The organism is Streptomyces sp. NPDC016469, assembly GCF_040632905.1.
Classification (GTDB): domain Bacteria; phylum Actinomycetota; class Actinomycetes; order Streptomycetales; family Streptomycetaceae; genus Streptomyces.
Map to the genome: position 1 here is coordinate 21,257 of NZ_JBEYCQ010000028.1, position 15,427 is coordinate 36,683.

Consider the following 15,427-nt stretch of genomic DNA (forward strand, 5'->3'; position numbering starts at 1 on the left):
GCCCCAAAAGCGAGCTTATCCGTTCATGAGATGCGCAAGTGGTCTTCACAGTAAGGTCGTTGGACTATCGCGGACATCGCGCTCACCGTGGGGGGAGAGAACGGATGGTGCACAGGGTCGGTTACGCGCCGGGGGTCTACGACCTGTTCCATGTGGGACACCTCAATATCCTTCGTCATGCGCGCAGCCAGTGCGACTACCTGGTGGCGGGGGTGGTCTCCGACGAGATGGCCACGCTCGCCAAGGGACACCGGCCGGTGATCCCGCTCCCGGAACGGCTGGAGATCGTGCGGAGCGTGCGGTACGTGGACGCCGCCTTCGTGGAGACCGTGCCGGAGAAGGTCGAGACCTGGCAGCAGGTCAGGTTCGACGTCATCTTCAAGGGGGACGACTGGCGGGACACCGACAAGGGCAGGAAGCTCGAACGCGACTTCGCCGAGGTGGGCGTGGAGGTGGTGTACTTCCCGTACACCGTGCACACCTCCAGCACCCAGTTGCGCCGGGTGCTGGACATGCTCGTCAGTGCGCCCGGAGCGCTTTCAGCTCCCTGAACCACTTGCCCAGGAACAGGACGAGGAACAGCGCGTGCGTGGCGGCGAGTACGGCGTATCCGATCCGGAACGCCGTTTCGTCGGCCAGCAGCAGGAAGACCAGGCAGAACACCCCGTAGTCGGCGGGCAGCAGCGCCACGGCCCGCAGCCGGGACGGCGGCGCGGCGGGCCCGGGCGCCCGGTCCGTGCCGTGCGATGCCGCCTTGCCGAGCTGTTCGCGCAGCAGCCCCGCGCAGAAGGTCAGCACGGCGACGAACAGGAAGCCGAGCGGCAGCAGCAGCCAGCCGTCGCCCGGCAGGGCGAAGTACCGGTGGAACGCGATCAGCACTGCGGTGTGGACGAGGATCATCTTGGCGCAGTCGACCACATGGTCCAGCCATTCACCGTCGGGCCCCCCGCGCCCGGTCAGCCGGGCGAGCTGCCCGTCGGCCGAGTCGAGGGCGAAGCCCACGGCGAGACCGAGGTACACCAGGACGGCAGGCCAGGGCCCCGGGCGCACCAGCGCCACGCAGGCGATCGCGGTGAAGGTGAACACCGCGCTGGTCAGGGTGACCTGATTGGGCGTCATGCCGATCTGGTACGCGCCGGCGGCGAAGAACCGGCCGGCCGGGCGGTTCAGGTACCGCGAGTAGAGCGACACCCCCTTGGCCGTCTTCTGCGCCCCGCGCAGCCGGCCGAGTACCGTCGTCGTGGTGTCCATGCGCCCCCCAGCGTCCCGGTGTCGCCACCGCTCCCCCGGCGGCGCTCCCCGCGCTCCGCCGGAGCCGCATCATGACACGGAGACGTCCGCCGCGCGGGCGGATCGCCCCATCCGATGGGCTTACGGGGGCAGTCGGCCGGGCCCAGCCGCCCGGGAGTGCCGCTCAGGCGGAGGCGGTCCGGCACTCCGGGTGGCCCCAGCCGTGGTCGTTCTTCGCGATCATGTCCTTGGCCGCGTACGGCCTTCCGCAGTGGCAGCGGCCGGCGAACTTGGCCCGGATGGTGGCCCCGCTCCCCGTCTTCCGTGCCGCGGCCCCCTTCGCCGTCGCGCCGGTCCGGCGGCCCTCGGTGGCGCGGGAGGGCGCCGGTACGGGGGTGGCCGATCCGTGCGCGGTGCCGGCGGCGCTCTGGCTGACGGCGACCTCGCTGGCGGCTTGGTCGGCGAGGGCGTTGAGCGGGTCGCCGTCCACCTGGTGGGCGGGTACGTAGACGAAGCTCACGGCGCGCCCGGTGAGGAGTTCGTCGATGCGGGTCACCAGGTCGCGGTTGGCGACGGGCTTGCCGGCCGAGGTCTTCCAGCCGTTGCGCTTCCAGCCGGGCAGCCATTTGGTGACCGCGTTCATCGCGTACTGCGAGTCCATCCGGACCTCGAGCGCCACGGCGGGGTCCACGGACTCCAGGAGTTCCTGGAGTGCGGTGAGCTCGGCGACGTTGTTGGTGGCGGTGCCGAGCGGCCCCGCCTCCCACCGCTGGGGACGCCCCTCGGCGTCGGCCACCACATAGGCCCAGGCGGCCGGTCCCGGATTACCCTTCGACGCCCCGTCACACGCGGCGATCATGCGCTCGTTCATACCCTCGATCATGCCAGCGCCCGGGGACGGCCCCGTCCCCCTGCCCCCACCTGCGGCCTTCACGGTGCGTGATGCTTCGGCGTGCGTTGGTGACGGCGCGCTGCTTCCCTGAAGGGGCCCGCTCTCCCCTACGTCCCCGAGGAGTGACGATGAGCGTTGCACGAGAGGTGAACCGCGCCCAGCAGATGCGCGAGAAGGCGCGCCACCTGACCGAGGCCGCCGAGCGCACCAGCGACCCGGAGCAGCGCCGCCGGCTCCAGGAGAAGGCCCGCAAGCTCCAGGAGCAGAGCGAGCGGCCGGACGGCCTTCCCGTGTGATGGCAGGGCGCACAGACCGGTGGACTGTCACTCTTCCATGAGTGGGTGACAGTCCACCGCCGCGTTCCGGCCCGTCGTAGGCGGGTGATCATCCCCGCCTACGATGGGGCCGCACGCGAGTACGAGAGAAGTGGGGCCTGCCATGAACGCTCAACCGGTCACCGTGGTCACCGGAGGCAGCCGCGGCATCGGTGCGGCGGTCTGCGTACGTCTGGCGGGTCAGGGGCATGACATCGCTCTGGCCTACCACTCGGACGCCGATGCGGCGGAGAAGGTCGCCGAGGCGGTACGAGGGACGGGCCGGCGCTGTGTGACGGTCCGGGTGGACACGGCGGACGAGGCGGATGTGGACCGCCTCTTCGACACCGCCGCCGCCGAGCTGGGTCCGGTCACCGGCCTGGTCAACAACGCGGGGATGAGCGGCCCGGTCGGCCCCCTGGCGGACGCCGACGCGGCGGGTATGCGGCGTGCCCTGGAGGTCAACGTCCTCGGCTACCTGCTCTGCGCGCGCCGCGCGGTGCGGGACATGACGGCCTCGGGCGGCGGGGCGATCGTCAACGTGTCCTCGGCCGCCGCCACCCTGGGCAGCCCCGGCGAGTACGTGCACTACGCCGCCGCCAAGGGGGCCGTCGACACGATGACCGTCGGCCTGTCCAAGGAGGCCGGCCCGTCCGGCATCCGCGTCAACGCGGTCGCCCCCGGCGTCATCCGCACCGAATTCCACGCGGACCCGGCCCGCCCCGACAAGCTGGGCCCCGGCATCCCGCTGGGCCGCCCCGGCGAACCGGACGAGATCGCGGGCGCCGTCGCCTGGCTGCTCTCCCCGGACGCCGCGTACGCGACGGGGACGGTGCTGCGGGTGGCGGGCGGGCGCTGAGGGGCGGCCGATACGCTGCCGGGGTGACTGCCCCGGACGCACTCCCCCTGCTCTTCCTCGACATCGACGGCCCCCTGATCCCGTTCGGAACGCGCCCCGGCGGTCACCGGACGTATCCGCACGGGCCGGTGCCGCCCGGTGCGGTGACGCACCCGCTGCTGGCGAGGGTCGATCCGTCGCTCGGGCCCCGGCTCGGCGCGCTGCCCTGCACGCTGGTCTGGGCGACGACCTGGGAGGCCGAGGCGAACACGGTCGTCGCGCCCCGGCTCGGCCTTCCCGTCCTGGACGTGGTCGCCTGGCCGGACTCGTCCGAGCAGGAGGCGCGGGACGCACGGGCGGGGCTGCACTGGAAGACCCGGACGCTCGTGGCGCGGGCGGCCGGGCGCGCGTTCGTCTGGGTCGACGACGAGATCGGCGAGCCCGACCGGCGCTGGGTGGCGGGCCACCACGGCGCCCCGGCCCTGCTCCACCGCGTCGATCCCGTCCTGGGCCTGACCGGGGACGGCCTCCGGTCCATCGAGGCGTGGCTGCGGTCGGTGTAGAGAAGCGCGGCGCACCGGATTCCCGCTGTTTCGCGGTGGGGGTGCGCCCGGTGCAGTAGAAGTGGGGGTGCACCGGAACAGGAAGGGGCCTGCCATGTCAGCGGGACGAGGTCGCACCGCCGCAGCCGTGTTCGACGCTCTCGGCACCGATTACGAGGCGGCGTTCGCCGCTTCGGCCATGCATCGTGCCTCGCTGGAGCGGTTGCTGGGGGTGCTGCCGCCGCACGGGCGCGTGCTGGATGTGGGGAGCGGTACGGGCCGGCCGACGGCGCAGACCCTCGTGGACGCCGGGCACGAGGTGCTGGGGGTCGACGTCTCACCGGTGATGGTGGACATCGCCTCGCGCCAGGTGCCGGGGGCCGAATTCCGCTGCGCCGACATCCGCACGCTCCCGTTGGAGGACGGTTCCTTCGACGCGGTGTGCATGTACTTCGCGCTGTTGCAGATGTCGCGCGGGGACCAGGCCGACGTGCTGCGCCTGGCCGCGCGGGTGCTGCGGCCGGGGGGCCATCTGGCCGTGGCGACGGTGCCGTTCGACGTGGAGGGCGTCGGCGGCACGTTCATGGGTCAGCCGGTCGAGGTGACCAGCTTCGGCGAGGACGCGTTCGCGGCGCTGGTGGAGGACGCCGGGTTCACCGTCCTGTCCCGGGAGAGCACGATGTTCGTGCCCGCCATCCCGGCGGCGGTGCCCGAACCGCAGATGTTCCTGCTCGCCCGGGTGCGCTGAGCGGGGTCGTACGCCGTCGTCCCGCGTCCGGCGGAAATGCCGTGCGGACCGGACCGGCCCACAATGAGTTGGCCGACCCGCCGCGGGTACCCGGCACCGCGAGGCTGCCGATGCCCCGCCGCCTGCCCGCGGGGACGACGACGGAGGATCTTCCATGACCGACCGCAGACCAGAGGGCCCTGTCCACGAGGGAGCGTCCCCGAGCCCCCCTCCGGTGCCCGCGGACATGCCCGACCAGCAGGCCCAGGAGGGCGAGGACCCGATGGACGTGCCGGCCCCGCCGCGCACCGGGCAGGACGGGGACGAGGGGCAGAACGACCTGCCCGACCCCGACGAGTCCGGGTCGGGTCGCGGCGCCGCCCGTAACGCCGGAGTGCACCCGGAGCATCCGGTGCCGGACGAGTCACCGGGCTGAGCCGTGCCCCGTGAGCGCCGGGCCGCCCGGCGCGCCCTGGCGCTCGCGGTGGCCCCGTGCCTCGCCCTGGCGCTCGCCGCCCCGGCGGGGCACGCGGCTCCGGCGCGCGCGGCGTCGCACTCCCCCGCGGCGTGCGACCCCGGCCGCGAGCGCTGCCTCGACGGCCGGCGACTGCTGTACTGGTACGGCTACGGGCTCGGCGTACACCCGTTCACCACGCCGGAGGCCGTACGCCGGCAGCTCACCGACAACTTCCGGCTGTTCCCGGTGAGCGGGAGCTGCCCCGGCCGCGTCCGTACGGGCGACGCGTGCGATCTGCTCGGCGGCAATCCGGTGCGCGTGGAGTCCGCCGCCGGCGACCACCTCCAGATCGCCACGCTCCCCGGCCACGACCTGGGCGACGGACTGCACATCCGGTTCACCTTCACCCGCTCCTTCGGCTTCCACTACCTCGACGTCGCCGCGTGGCAGGACCGGGAGACGGACTGCACCAGGAGCACGCTGTGCGGCGCGGCGAGCCGTGCGGGCGCCTGGGCGTTGTGGCAGGTCCTCGCGGGCACGCTGACCGTGTCCGCCTGGGCGGCGTGAGCTCGGACTGCGAGGACCGGCCGGCCGTTCGACCATGGAGGCTATGGCCCCCACCCCCGCCGACGCCTCCGGGGCGCCGCCCCCGTGGATCGCACCGATGCTGGCCGTGCCCGGTCCGCTCCCCGTACCGGACACGGAGTGGGCCTTCGAGGCCAAGTGGGACGGTGCCCGGTGTGTCGTCGCGACGCCGGGCGACGGCACCCTGCGGCTCACCTCACGGGCCCGCAACGACGTCACACCGACCTATCCGGAGCTGCATGCCCTCGGCGACGTCCTGCGCGGCCGCAGCGTGGTCCTGGACGGCGAGATCGTGGTCCTGGACGCGGCGGGACGGTCCGACTTCGGGCTGCTGCAGCGCCGGATGGGCGTCCTGAACGCCCGCCGCGCCGCCCGCCTGGCGCTGGACGTCCCCGTGCACCTGGTGGTCTTCGACGTGATGTACCTGGACGGCCGGACGCTGTCGGCGCTGGGTTACGAGGAGCGCCGCGCGGTCCTGGCCGGTCTGCTGTCCGCGGGGCCGCACTGGTCGGTGCCGTCCCATGTGCGCGGGCAGGGCGCGACGGCGTGGGAGACCGTCGTGCGCGGGGGCCTGGAGGGGTTGGTCGCCAAGCGGCTCTCCTCTCCGTACACACCGGGTCTCCGTTCACCCGACTGGCGCAAGACCAAGAGGGTCGAGACGCTGGACGTGGTCATCGGGGGCTGGACCCAGCGCAAGGGCGCGCCCCCGGGCGTCCCCGGGGCGGTGCTGGTCGGGACGGACGAGCCGGCCGGCCTGCGGTACGCGGGGTCCGTGGGGTCGGGGATGTCCGATCAGGAGCTGGGCGAGCTGAGGGGGTACCTGAAGGTGATCGCGCGTCCGGAGTCGCCGTTCACCGGCCCGGTCGACGTGGCCGGGGCGCACTGGGTGGAGCCCCGGCTCGTGGCGGAGGTCAGCGCGTCGCAGTGGACGGCGGCGGGGCGGCTGCGTCATCCGGTGTGGCAGCGGCTGCGGCCGGACCTGACCCGGCTGGACTGAACGGCGGGGCGGACCGGGTCAGCCGGGCAGCGTGAGCCTGCGGGACACGCTGACGGCGGCCGAGAGCAGCTCCTCGCGGACCTGGGAGGTCCGGTACATCCGGTCGGACCGGAAGGAGATGCCGAGGGAGCCGATCTGCTCGCCGCTGTACACGGGGACCGCCACGCAGGTGGTGCCGCGTACGTACTCCTCGCGGTCCATGACCACCGGGGCGGGCGACGCGTCGAGCTGCTGGACCAGCTCCTCCCGGTGCGTGATGGTCCGGGGGGTGAGCCCGGTCAGGTCGTGCCGGGAGAAGTACTCGGCCCGTGCCTCGTCGTCGAGCTCCCTCAGCACGGTCTTGCCGAGCGCCGTGGCGTGCCCGGCCTCGTCCAGGCCCACCCACAGGTCCACGCGCGGGGTGCGGGCGCTGTCCACGATCTCCATGACCCGGATCTCGCCGTCCACATAGAGGGTCAGATAGGCGGCCGCCCACAGGTCGTTGCGCAGGGCGGTGAGGGCGGGCCGCACCCGCGCGGGCACCGGCTGCGCGCCGATGCCACCGGCCGGGGTGTCGTCGGCGAGGACGTAGGTGTGGTCCTCCAGCTCCCTCAGGTAGCCGTCACCGACCAGCAGGGACAGCAGCCCGTGCCCGGTGGCCGGGGGAAGCCCCGCCTCCCGGGCCAGCTGCTGCGCGGTGGCCCCTTCCCCGTGGGCTCCCGCGGCCTCCAGCAGGCGGAGGGCGCGCCGGACGGCGACGACGGGTTCGGGGCCGGGGTGGTCGGCCATGCCCACCAGCATGGCCCCGCCGCCGGGAACCGGCAAAACCTCCTGGCGGCAGGACTGCACCCGGGGGACGTTTTGGGGCGTGACGCAAGCCATCTTTTGCGCTCGCGATCTCGGGGGAAGTCTCCGGTACGGTGTCGAACGCTCCGCACCCGGCCGGTCACGGAGCACCTCGCCACCGCCGTACGGTCTCCGACGCGGAGCAGCGTGTCCGTGCCGTACCGCCCGTCCTCGACGCCACACACCCGCGACACGACTGGGGAGTTCGATGTTCGACAAGGTATTGGTCGCCAACCGCGGGGAGATCGCGATCCGCGCGTTCCGCGCGGCCTTCGAGCTGGGCATCTCCACGGTGGCCGTGTATCCGCACGAGGACCGCAACTCGCTGCACCGGGCCAAGGCGGACGAGGCGTACCGGATCGGTGAGCCGGGGCACCCGGTGCGGGCGTACCTGTCGGTGGACGAGGTGGTGAAGGCGGCCCGCAAGGCGGGGGCCGACGCGATCTACCCCGGCTACGGCTTCCTCTCGGAGAACCCGGACCTGGCGGCGGCGTGTGCGGAGGCCGGCATCACCTTCGTCGGGCCCCCGGCGCCGGTGCTGAACCTGACGGGCAACAAGTCGCGTGCGGTGGCGGCGGCCCGGGAGGCCGGTGTGCCGGTGCTGAGGTCGTCCGAGCCGTCCGAGGACGTGGACGCACTGGTCGCGGCCTCGGAGGAGATCGGCTTCCCGGTGTTCGTGAAGGCGGTCGCCGGGGGCGGCGGACGCGGCATGCGCCGGGTGGCCGAGGCCGGTGAGCTGCGCGAGGCGATCGACGCGGCGATGCGCGAGGCGCGGTCCGCCTTCGGGGACGCGACGGTCTTCCTGGAACAGGCGGTGATCAACCCCCGCCACATCGAGGTGCAGATCCTGGCCGACGCCGAGGGCAATGTGGTGCACCTCTACGAGCGTGACTGCTCGCTCCAGCGCCGCCATCAGAAGGTGGTCGAGATCGCGCCCGCCCCGAATCTGGACCCGGAGCTGCGGGCGCGGATCTGTGCCGACGCGGTCGCCTTCGCCCGGCACATCGGGTACGTGAACGCGGGCACCGTCGAATTCCTGGTGGACGAGCGCGGCAACCACGTCTTCATCGAGATGAACCCGCGCATCCAGGTCGAGCACACGGTGACGGAGCAGGTCACCGGCCGCGACCTGGTGATCGCGCAGCTGCGCATCGCGGCGGGCATGACGCTGCCCCAACTCCGCCTGAGCCAGGACGCCATCACCCTCAACGGCACCGCGATGCAGTGCCGCATCACGACGGAGGACCCGGTCAACGGCTTCCGTCCGGACACCGGCACCATCTCCGCGTACCGCTCCCCCGGCGGTCCCGGTGTGCGGCTGGACGGCGGGACCGTCCACACGGGTGCGGAGGTGTCGGCGCACTTCGACTCGATGCTCGTCAAACTCACGTGCCACGGCCACGACTTCGCCAACGCGGCCCGCCGTGCGCGCCGGGCGATCGCCGAGTTCCGTATCCGTGGGGTGGCGACCAACCTGCCGTTCCTGGGTGCGGTGCTGGACCACCCGGAGTTCCGGGCGGGGCGCATCACGACCTCCTTCATCGACGAGCACCCGGAGCTGATCCGGGCCCGCCCCTCGGCCGACCGGGGCAGCCGGATGCTCAGCTATCTGGCGGAGACCACCGTCAACCGGCCGTACGGGCCCCGCCCTTCGGTCATCGACCCGGCGGACAAGCTGCCCGCGCTGCCGCCGGGCACGCCGCCGCCCGGTTCGCGGCAGCGCCTGGCCGAGCTGGGGCCCGAGCGGTTCGCCGCCGAGCTGCGCGCCCGGTCGGCGGTCGCGGTCACCGACACCACGTTCCGCGACGCCCATCAGTCGCTGCTCGCCACCCGGGTGCGTACCCGGGACCTGCTGGCGGTCGCGCCGCATGTGGCGCACACCGTCCCGCAGTTGCTGAGTCTGGAGTGCTGGGGCGGGGCCACCTATGACGTGGCGCTGCGGTTCCTCGCGGAGGACCCGTGGGAGCGGCTGGTCAAGCTCCGTGAGGCGGTCCCCAACATCTGTACGCAGATGCTGCTGCGCGGCCGCAACACGGTGGGCTACACCCCGTACCCGACGGAGGTCACCGAGGCGTTCGTCTCGGAGGCGGCCTCGGCCGGGATGGACATCTTCCGCATCTTCGATGCCCTCAACGACGTGTCGCAGATGCGTCCGGCGATCGACGCGGTGCGCGCCACGGGTATCTCGCTCGCGGAGGTGGCGCTGTGCTACACCGCCGACCTGTCGGACCCCGGCGAGACCCTGTACACGCTGGACTACTACCTGCGGCTCGCGGAGCAGATCGTGGAGGCGGGCGCCCATGTGCTCGCCATCAAGGACATGGCGGGGCTGCTGCGTCCGCCGGCCGCGCGCACCCTGGTCACGGCGTTGCGCGAGCGGTTCGACCTGCCGGTGCACCTGCACACCCATGACACTGCGGGCGGCCAGCTGGGCACGCTGATCGCCGCGATCGACGCCGGGGTGGACGCGGTGGACGCGGCCGTCGCCTCGATGGCCGGGACGACCAGCCAGCCGCCGCTGTCCGCGCTGGTGGCGGCCACGGACCACACCGAGCGCGCGACGGGCCTCTCGCTCCAGGCGGTCGGCGACCTGGAACCTTACTGGGAGGCCACGCGCAAGGTGTACGCCCCCTTCGAGTCGGGGCTCGCCTCGCCGACGGGCCGGATCTACCACCACGAGATCCCGGGCGGCCAGCTGTCCAACCTGCGGCAGCAGGCCATCGCCCTGGGTCTCGGCGACCGCTTCGAGCTGATCGAGGACTGCTACGCGGCGGCCGACCGCATGCTGGGCCGGCTGGTGAAGGTGACCCCGTCCTCGAAGGTGGTCGGGGACCTGGCGCTGCACCTGGTGGGCGCGGGCGTGGAGGCGGCGGACTTCGAGTCGGACCCCGGGAAGTTCGACGTGCCGGACTCGGTGATCGGGTTCCTGCGCGGTGAGCTGGGCGACCCGCCCGGCGGCTGGCCCGAGCCGTTCCGCACCCGGGCGCTCCAGGGCCGTCCCACGAAGGCGCAGACGCCGCACCTGTCGGAGGAGGACCGCCAGGCGCTGCGCGAGTCGCCGCGCGCGACGCTGAACCGGTTGCTGTTCCCCGGCCCGACGAAGGAGTTCACCGCGCACCGGGAGGCGTACGGCGACACCTCGGTGCTGCCGACGCCCGACTTCCTGTACGGGCTGGAGCCGGAGACGGAGCACCCGGTCACGCTGGAACCCGGGGTCACGCTGCTGTTCGAGCTGGAGGCCATCTCGGAGGCGGACGAACGCGGCTTCCGCAGCGTACTGGCCACGCTCAACGGGCAGTTGAGGCCGGTGTCGGTGCGGGACAGGTCGGTGGCGACCGAGGTGAAGGCGGCGGAGAAGGCGGACCGGGGCAACGCGGGGCATGTCGCGGCGCCGTTCGCCGGGGTGGTGACACTCCAGGTGGAGGAGGGTGCGTCGGTGTCGGCCGGGCAGACGGTCGCCACGATCGAGGCGATGAAGATGGAGGCGTCGATCACCGCCCAGTCCGCCGGTGCGGTGCGCCGTCTGGCCATCGGCCGGGTCCAGCAGGTGGAGGCGGGCGACCTGCTCATCGAAATCGGCTGACCACGCACGGTGCCGCCCGCCGGCGGAGGGGGACTTCCTCCGCCGGCGGGCTTCTCCTTGGCCAACACCGAGTCAACTAAGGTTAGGCTTAGCTAAATGGAAGAGGATTCGGGACCGGTCGTCGTCATCAAGTTCGGCGGCAACGCCATGGTCGACGCGCTGCTCCAACAGAGCTTCGCCGAGGACGTCGTGGAGTTGCGGCGCACGGGTCTGCGCCCGGTCGTCGTGCACGGGGGCGGCCCGCAGATCAGCGCCATGCTCGATCGCCTCGGGCTGGAGAGCCGCTTCGAGGCGGGCCTGCGGGTGACCACGGCGGAGACCATGGACGTCGTCCGCATGGTGCTGTCCGGCCGGGTCCAGCGTGAACTGGTGGGCCACATCAACAGCCATGGACCGTACGCCGTGGGCATGACCGGCGAGGACGCGCACACGATGACGGCCGTGCGGCGGCCTGCCTGGGTGGACGGCGTACCGGTGGACATCGGCCAGGTCGGGGACGTCGTGGAGGTCAACCCCGCCATGGTGCGGGCTCTCCTGACGCAAGGTCACATACCGGTGGTCTCCCCGGTGGCCCGGGGCACGGACGGGCAGGTCTACAACGTCAACGCGGATCTCGCCGCCTCCGCCCTGGCCGTGGCGCTCGGCGCGGAACGGCTGGTGGTCCTGACGGATGTGGCGGGCCTGTACGCGGACTGGCCGCGCAGCACCGAGGTGATCGGGCGCCTGACGGCGGACGCCCTGGAGGGGCTGCTGCCGGGCCTGGCGAGCGGGATGCTGCCGAAGATGGAGGGCTGCCTCCGGGCGGTACGGGGCGGGGTCGGCAGGGCGGACGTGCTGGACGGCCGGGTGCCGCACGCGGTGCTACGGAGCATCCTCGGCGGGGACGGCACGGGGACCACGGTGGTGCCGCACGAGCACCACGTCGTGGCCCCGGCCTGACGTGCGAGGGCGCCGGGGGAAGGCCGGCGCCCCGCGCTCACAGGGTGCGGGTGAGAATCAGCGCGTTGCGCCGGGGATCCAGGGATTCGGCCCAGGTGCGGGGTGCCTGACGGGCGGCCGCAGGCGCGAAGCCGTACCGGCGGAACAGCCGGCCGTCCCCGGCGGTCGCGGTGAAGAGGGCGCCGAGCCCCTGGGCGCGCCCCAGGGCCAGCGCGGTCCGCAGGAGGGCGCCGCCGGCCCCGCGCCCCTGCCGGTGCCCCGCCACGCAGAAGTTGTACAGGACGCCCGCGTGGCCCCCCTCCCCCTCGTACATCCGCAGGCCCACGCAGCCCTCGACCCGGCCGTCGGGCCCGGTCGCCACGAGGAATTCGGCGGCGCGGGCGGCGTAGAGGGAGTCGGGCCGCTCGCGCAGGGCGCCCGAGCGGGCGAACGGCCGGGACAGCTCCGCGAGCGCGGCGGCGTCGCCGGACCCGGCGGTCCGGACGCGCGGCGCCCGCCGGAGCGACGGCGGGGGCGGGGGTACGGGGCGCGGCGCGGCCGTGGTCACGAGCCGGAGGCCTCCATCGACGCGGCGAGCGAACGGGGCCGCAGGTCGGTCCAGTTGGCCTCGACGTACTCCAGGCACGCTTCGCGGGTGTTCTCCTCGAAGGCGACCGTCCAGCCGCCGGGCACCTCGGCGAAGGACGGCCACAGGGAGTGCTGGTTCTCGTCGTTCACCAGGACCAGGAAGCGGCCTTCGGGATCGTCGAACGGGTTGGTGCTCATGGGGCAGGATCTCCTCGGGCCGACGGGCCGGTGACGGCCCGTCGGGGTGTGCGTCGGTTTCGGACGGGTCCACGCTGTCCGCTGTGGGCCCGGTGCCGCCGTTTCTCTTCGGCGGCCGGTCCGGGCCGGTGGCGGCTAGCGGAGGCCGCCGGTTCCGTCGGCGACCGGACGGGCCGCGTCGGGCGCGGACTTCACGCTCCGGTCCAGCAGGGAGTCCAGGATCTCGCCGACCCGGATCGCGGTGTTGGACAGCAGGGCCGAGGTGATGCCGTGGGTGTGCTCCGTACCGCCCTGGAGGTAGATGCCGCAGTTCAGCGCGGCGTCGGTGGCGATGCGGTAGTCGCGCTCGACGCGGATCCGGCCCTCCTCGTCGCGCAGGCAGTACTCGGCGGCCTCGCCCAGGAGGTGCAGGGGGTCGGCCGGACTGTAGCCGGTGGCGAACACCACGACGTCGGCGTCGAGCACGGTCTCCTCGCCGGTGACGAGGGACCTCACGGTGGCGCGCACCCCGTCCGGGGCCTCCACGGCATCGGTGAGCCGGGAAACGTTGAGGAAGCGCAGCCGCTCGGTGCCGAGCACCTTCTCCTGGTACATCTGCCGGTACAGGTCATCGATGAGGTCGATGTCGACCACGGAGTAGTTGGTGTTCCCGTGGTAGCCCATCAGCCGGCGCTTGACGCTCTCGGGCGCCGCGTAGAACTCGTCCACCGCGTCCGGGTCGAAGATCTTGTTGGCGAAGCTGCTGTCGTCGGCCGGGCTGTAGCCGTAGCGGGAGAAGACGGCGCATATCTCGGCTTCGGGGAAGCGGCGGTGCAGATACGCGACGTTCTCGGCGGCGCTCTGCCCGGCGCCCACGACCACGAAGCGGGAGGGCGAGGTGCCGTCCAACCCGGCGACCCGGCTCAGCAGTTCGGAGTTGTGCCAGACGCGGTCGCCGCGCTCGAAGCCCTCGGGCACCAGCGGGCGCAGTCCCGTGCCGATGACCAGGTTGCGGGCGCGGTGGACCGTGAGCCCCTCCCCCGACCGGACGGTGACGTCCAGGAACTCCACGACACCATCCTCGACCACCTGGGTCACCCCGACGACCTCGTGGTCGTAGGAGACGAGGTCGTCCACCTGGGAGGCGGCCCACTCGAAGTAGTCGTGGAACTCGACCCGCAGCGGGAAGAGGTTCTTGTGGTTGATGAAGTCGATCAGGCGTCCCTTGCTCTTGAGGTAGCAGAGGAAGCTGAACTCACTGGCCGGGTTGCGGAGTGTCACCAGGTCCTTGAGGAACGAGACCTGCATGGTGGCGTCATCGATGAGCATGCCCCGGTGCCAGCCGAAGGCCGGTTGCTGCTCGAAGAACTGGGCCGTCACCGCTTCCCGCGTCCCGGAGCGCGCGTTGTGCTCGCTGATCGCGATCGCCATGGCCACATTGGACGGCCCGAAGCCGATGCCAATGAGGTCGTGGACCGGTGCTGCGTCGCCAGGACGAGCCTGTGACATGTCACTCCCATCGTGCGGGGAAGCCGCCTGTCGGATGTGGGGAACGGGCGATGGACGGGCACGCCGAAACGACGACCCGATGAACTTAGGTGAGCCTAAGCTAATCCGTCAACGCTTGTCGACAGGTGCGATCCGGACACCCCCGCGCCGGGCGGCCCAACTGGGGGGCCTCGCACTTCCGTTGCAAGATAAGGTAAGCCTTGCTTTACTTACCTGGCTCTGTCTCTACGTCGAGGAGGAACCCCATGCGGGTCGTCATGTTCGGTTACCAGACCTGGGGGCACCGCACCCTGCAAGCCCTCCTGGACTCCGAGCACGACGTGGTGCTGGTCGTCACCCACCCCAGGAGCGAGCACGCGTACGAGAAGATCTGGAGCGACTCCGTCGCCGATCTCGCCGAGGAGCACGGCGTCCCGGTCCTCATCCGCAACCGTCCGGACGACGACGAGCTGTACGAGCGCCTGAAGGCGGCCGACCCCGATGTCATCGTGGCCAACAACTGGCGTACGTGGATCCCGCCGCGCATCTTCGCGCTCCCCCGCCGGGGCACCCTGAACGTGCACGACTCGCTGCTGCCGAAGTACGCGGGCTTCTCGCCGCTCATCTGGGCCCTCATCAACGGCGAGAGCGAGGTGGGCGTCACCGCGCACATGATGAACGACGAGCTGGACGCCGGGGACATCGTCCGGCAGGAATCCGTCCCGGTCGGCCCCAGGGACACCGCCACCGACCTCTTCCACAAGACCGTCGGCCTCATCGCCCCCGTCACCACCAAGGCACTGGCCCTGATCGCGGACGGACAGACGGAGTTCACCCCCCAGGACCGCTCGCAGGCCACGTTCTTCCACAAGCGCGCCGAGGAGGACATCCGGATCGACTGGACCTGGCCGGCCGAGGACCTGGAACGCCTGGTGCGCGCCCAGTCGGCCCCGTACCCCAGCGCCTTCACCTTCCACCGGGGCAAGCGGATCGAGATCCTGGCCGCTGTGGTCTCCGAGGGGCGCTACGGCGGAACGCCCGGCCGGATCTTCTACCACGAGGGCGAGGGCGTCGTCATCGTCGCCGGCTCCGACGCCCGCACCGGTCGCAACCACGGCCTGGCCGTCACCCGGGTCCGCACCGAGGACGGCACCGAGCTGCCCGCGACGGAGTACTTCACCTCCATGGGCGGCTATCTGACCAGCCGCCCCTGACCCCCGCATGGGTGTTGCCCCGGCCGAGCGGCCGGGGCAACACCCATGTCCC

17 protein-coding genes are annotated in these 15,427 nt (G+C 72.3%); 11 read left to right on the plus strand and 6 right to left on the minus strand.

The annotated features are described in order from the left end of the window. Window positions 1-104: 104 nt before the first annotated feature. Window positions 105-551, plus strand: a complete 447-nt coding sequence (locus ABZ565_RS27295; RefSeq protein ID WP_361032191.1) for an adenylyltransferase/cytidyltransferase family protein — start codon at window positions 105-107, stop codon at window positions 549-551. Here the strand turns inward: ABZ565_RS27295 and ABZ565_RS27300 are convergent. Both ABZ565_RS27300 and ABZ565_RS27305 read right to left on the minus strand, forming a co-directional pair. After that, window positions 520-1,251 carry a CDP-alcohol phosphatidyltransferase family protein gene (locus ABZ565_RS27300; RefSeq protein WP_361032194.1) on the minus strand — a complete coding sequence of 244 codons (732 nt, stop codon included), beginning with the start codon at window positions 1,249-1,251 and terminating at the stop codon, window positions 520-522. The genes ABZ565_RS27295 and ABZ565_RS27300 overlap by 32 nt on opposite strands. A gap of 163 nt (window positions 1,252-1,414) precedes the next feature. Continuing rightward, complete coding sequence (locus ABZ565_RS27305) at window positions 1,415-2,101, minus strand: ribonuclease H (protein ID WP_361032197.1); 687 nt, start codon at window positions 2,099-2,101, stop codon at window positions 1,415-1,417. A 149-nt stretch (window positions 2,102-2,250) separates the two neighbouring features. On the opposite strand from ABZ565_RS27305, the gene ABZ565_RS27310 reads away from it, so the two are divergent. The 7 genes from ABZ565_RS27310 to ligD all read left to right on the plus strand — a co-directional run bounded on the left by ABZ565_RS27310 (window position 2,251) and on the right by ligD (window position 6,582). Continuing rightward, window positions 2,251-2,418 carry a DUF6381 family protein gene (locus ABZ565_RS27310; protein ID WP_164401256.1) on the plus strand — a complete coding sequence of 56 codons (168 nt, stop codon included), beginning with the start codon at window positions 2,251-2,253 and terminating at the stop codon, window positions 2,416-2,418. Window positions 2,419-2,560: 142 nt separating this feature from the next. Next, on the plus strand, window positions 2,561-3,295 hold the full coding sequence (locus ABZ565_RS27315; RefSeq protein ID WP_361032200.1) for an SDR family oxidoreductase: 735 nt from the start codon (window positions 2,561-2,563) through the stop codon (window positions 3,293-3,295). Between the two features lie 23 nt (window positions 3,296-3,318). After that, the gene (locus tag ABZ565_RS27320) at window positions 3,319-3,837 is read left to right on the plus strand and encodes an HAD domain-containing protein (RefSeq protein WP_361032203.1); all 519 of its coding nucleotides are present in this window, start codon (window positions 3,319-3,321) and stop codon (window positions 3,835-3,837) included. Between the two features lie 94 nt (window positions 3,838-3,931). Next, on the plus strand, window positions 3,932-4,564 hold the full coding sequence (locus tag ABZ565_RS27325) for a class I SAM-dependent methyltransferase (protein ID WP_361032206.1): 633 nt from the start codon (window positions 3,932-3,934) through the stop codon (window positions 4,562-4,564). Between the two features lie 154 nt (window positions 4,565-4,718). Beyond that, window positions 4,719-4,979 carry a hypothetical protein gene (locus tag ABZ565_RS27330; protein WP_361032209.1) on the plus strand — a complete coding sequence of 87 codons (261 nt, stop codon included), beginning with the start codon at window positions 4,719-4,721 and terminating at the stop codon, window positions 4,977-4,979. A 3-nt stretch (window positions 4,980-4,982) separates the two neighbouring features. Next, a complete protein-coding gene (locus ABZ565_RS27335) occupies window positions 4,983-5,567 on the plus strand; it encodes a hypothetical protein (RefSeq protein WP_361032211.1) in 585 nt (194 codons plus the stop codon). A gap of 43 nt (window positions 5,568-5,610) precedes the next feature. Then, the gene (ligD, locus tag ABZ565_RS27340) at window positions 5,611-6,582 is read left to right on the plus strand and encodes a non-homologous end-joining DNA ligase (protein WP_361032214.1); all 972 of its coding nucleotides are present in this window, start codon (window positions 5,611-5,613) and stop codon (window positions 6,580-6,582) included. An 18-nt stretch (window positions 6,583-6,600) separates the two neighbouring features. Here the strand turns inward: ligD and ABZ565_RS27345 are convergent, their stop codons facing one another. Then, a complete protein-coding gene (locus ABZ565_RS27345) occupies window positions 6,601-7,350 on the minus strand; it encodes an IclR family transcriptional regulator C-terminal domain-containing protein (RefSeq protein ID WP_361032217.1) in 750 nt (249 codons plus the stop codon). 265 nt (window positions 7,351-7,615) lie between these two features. Between ABZ565_RS27345 and ABZ565_RS27350 the strand changes: the two genes are divergently transcribed. Together ABZ565_RS27350 and argB are read left to right on the plus strand one after the other, a co-directional pair. After that, window positions 7,616-10,990 carry a pyruvate carboxylase gene (locus tag ABZ565_RS27350; RefSeq protein ID WP_361032220.1) on the plus strand — a complete coding sequence of 1,125 codons (3,375 nt, stop codon included), beginning with the start codon at window positions 7,616-7,618 and terminating at the stop codon, window positions 10,988-10,990. Between the two features lie 96 nt (window positions 10,991-11,086). Beyond that, window positions 11,087-11,929 (plus strand): acetylglutamate kinase, encoded by an 843-nt coding sequence (gene argB / locus ABZ565_RS27355; RefSeq protein ID WP_361032223.1) that lies wholly within the window; start codon window positions 11,087-11,089, stop codon window positions 11,927-11,929. A gap of 37 nt (window positions 11,930-11,966) precedes the next feature. Here the strand turns inward: argB and ABZ565_RS27360 are convergent, their stop codons facing one another. From ABZ565_RS27360 to ABZ565_RS27370, 3 genes are all read right to left on the minus strand, one after another. After that, a complete protein-coding gene (locus ABZ565_RS27360) occupies window positions 11,967-12,476 on the minus strand; it encodes a GNAT family N-acetyltransferase (RefSeq protein ID WP_361032226.1) in 510 nt (169 codons plus the stop codon). Beyond that, a complete protein-coding gene (locus tag ABZ565_RS27365; RefSeq protein ID WP_361032229.1) occupies window positions 12,473-12,694 on the minus strand; it encodes an MbtH family protein in 222 nt (73 codons plus the stop codon). Before ABZ565_RS27365 ends, ABZ565_RS27360 begins: the two co-directional genes overlap by 4 nt. A gap of 135 nt (window positions 12,695-12,829) precedes the next feature. Further along, the gene (locus tag ABZ565_RS27370) at window positions 12,830-14,182 is read right to left on the minus strand and encodes a lysine N(6)-hydroxylase/L-ornithine N(5)-oxygenase family protein (RefSeq protein ID WP_361032232.1); all 1,353 of its coding nucleotides are present in this window, start codon (window positions 14,180-14,182) and stop codon (window positions 12,830-12,832) included. Window positions 14,183-14,427: 245 nt separating this feature from the next. Between ABZ565_RS27370 and ABZ565_RS27375 the strand changes: the two genes are divergently transcribed. Next, window positions 14,428-15,375: a methionyl-tRNA formyltransferase gene (locus tag ABZ565_RS27375; RefSeq protein WP_361032235.1), complete on the plus strand. Its 948-nt coding sequence runs from the start codon at window positions 14,428-14,430 to the stop codon at window positions 15,373-15,375. Window positions 15,376-15,427: the final 52 nt, after the last annotated feature.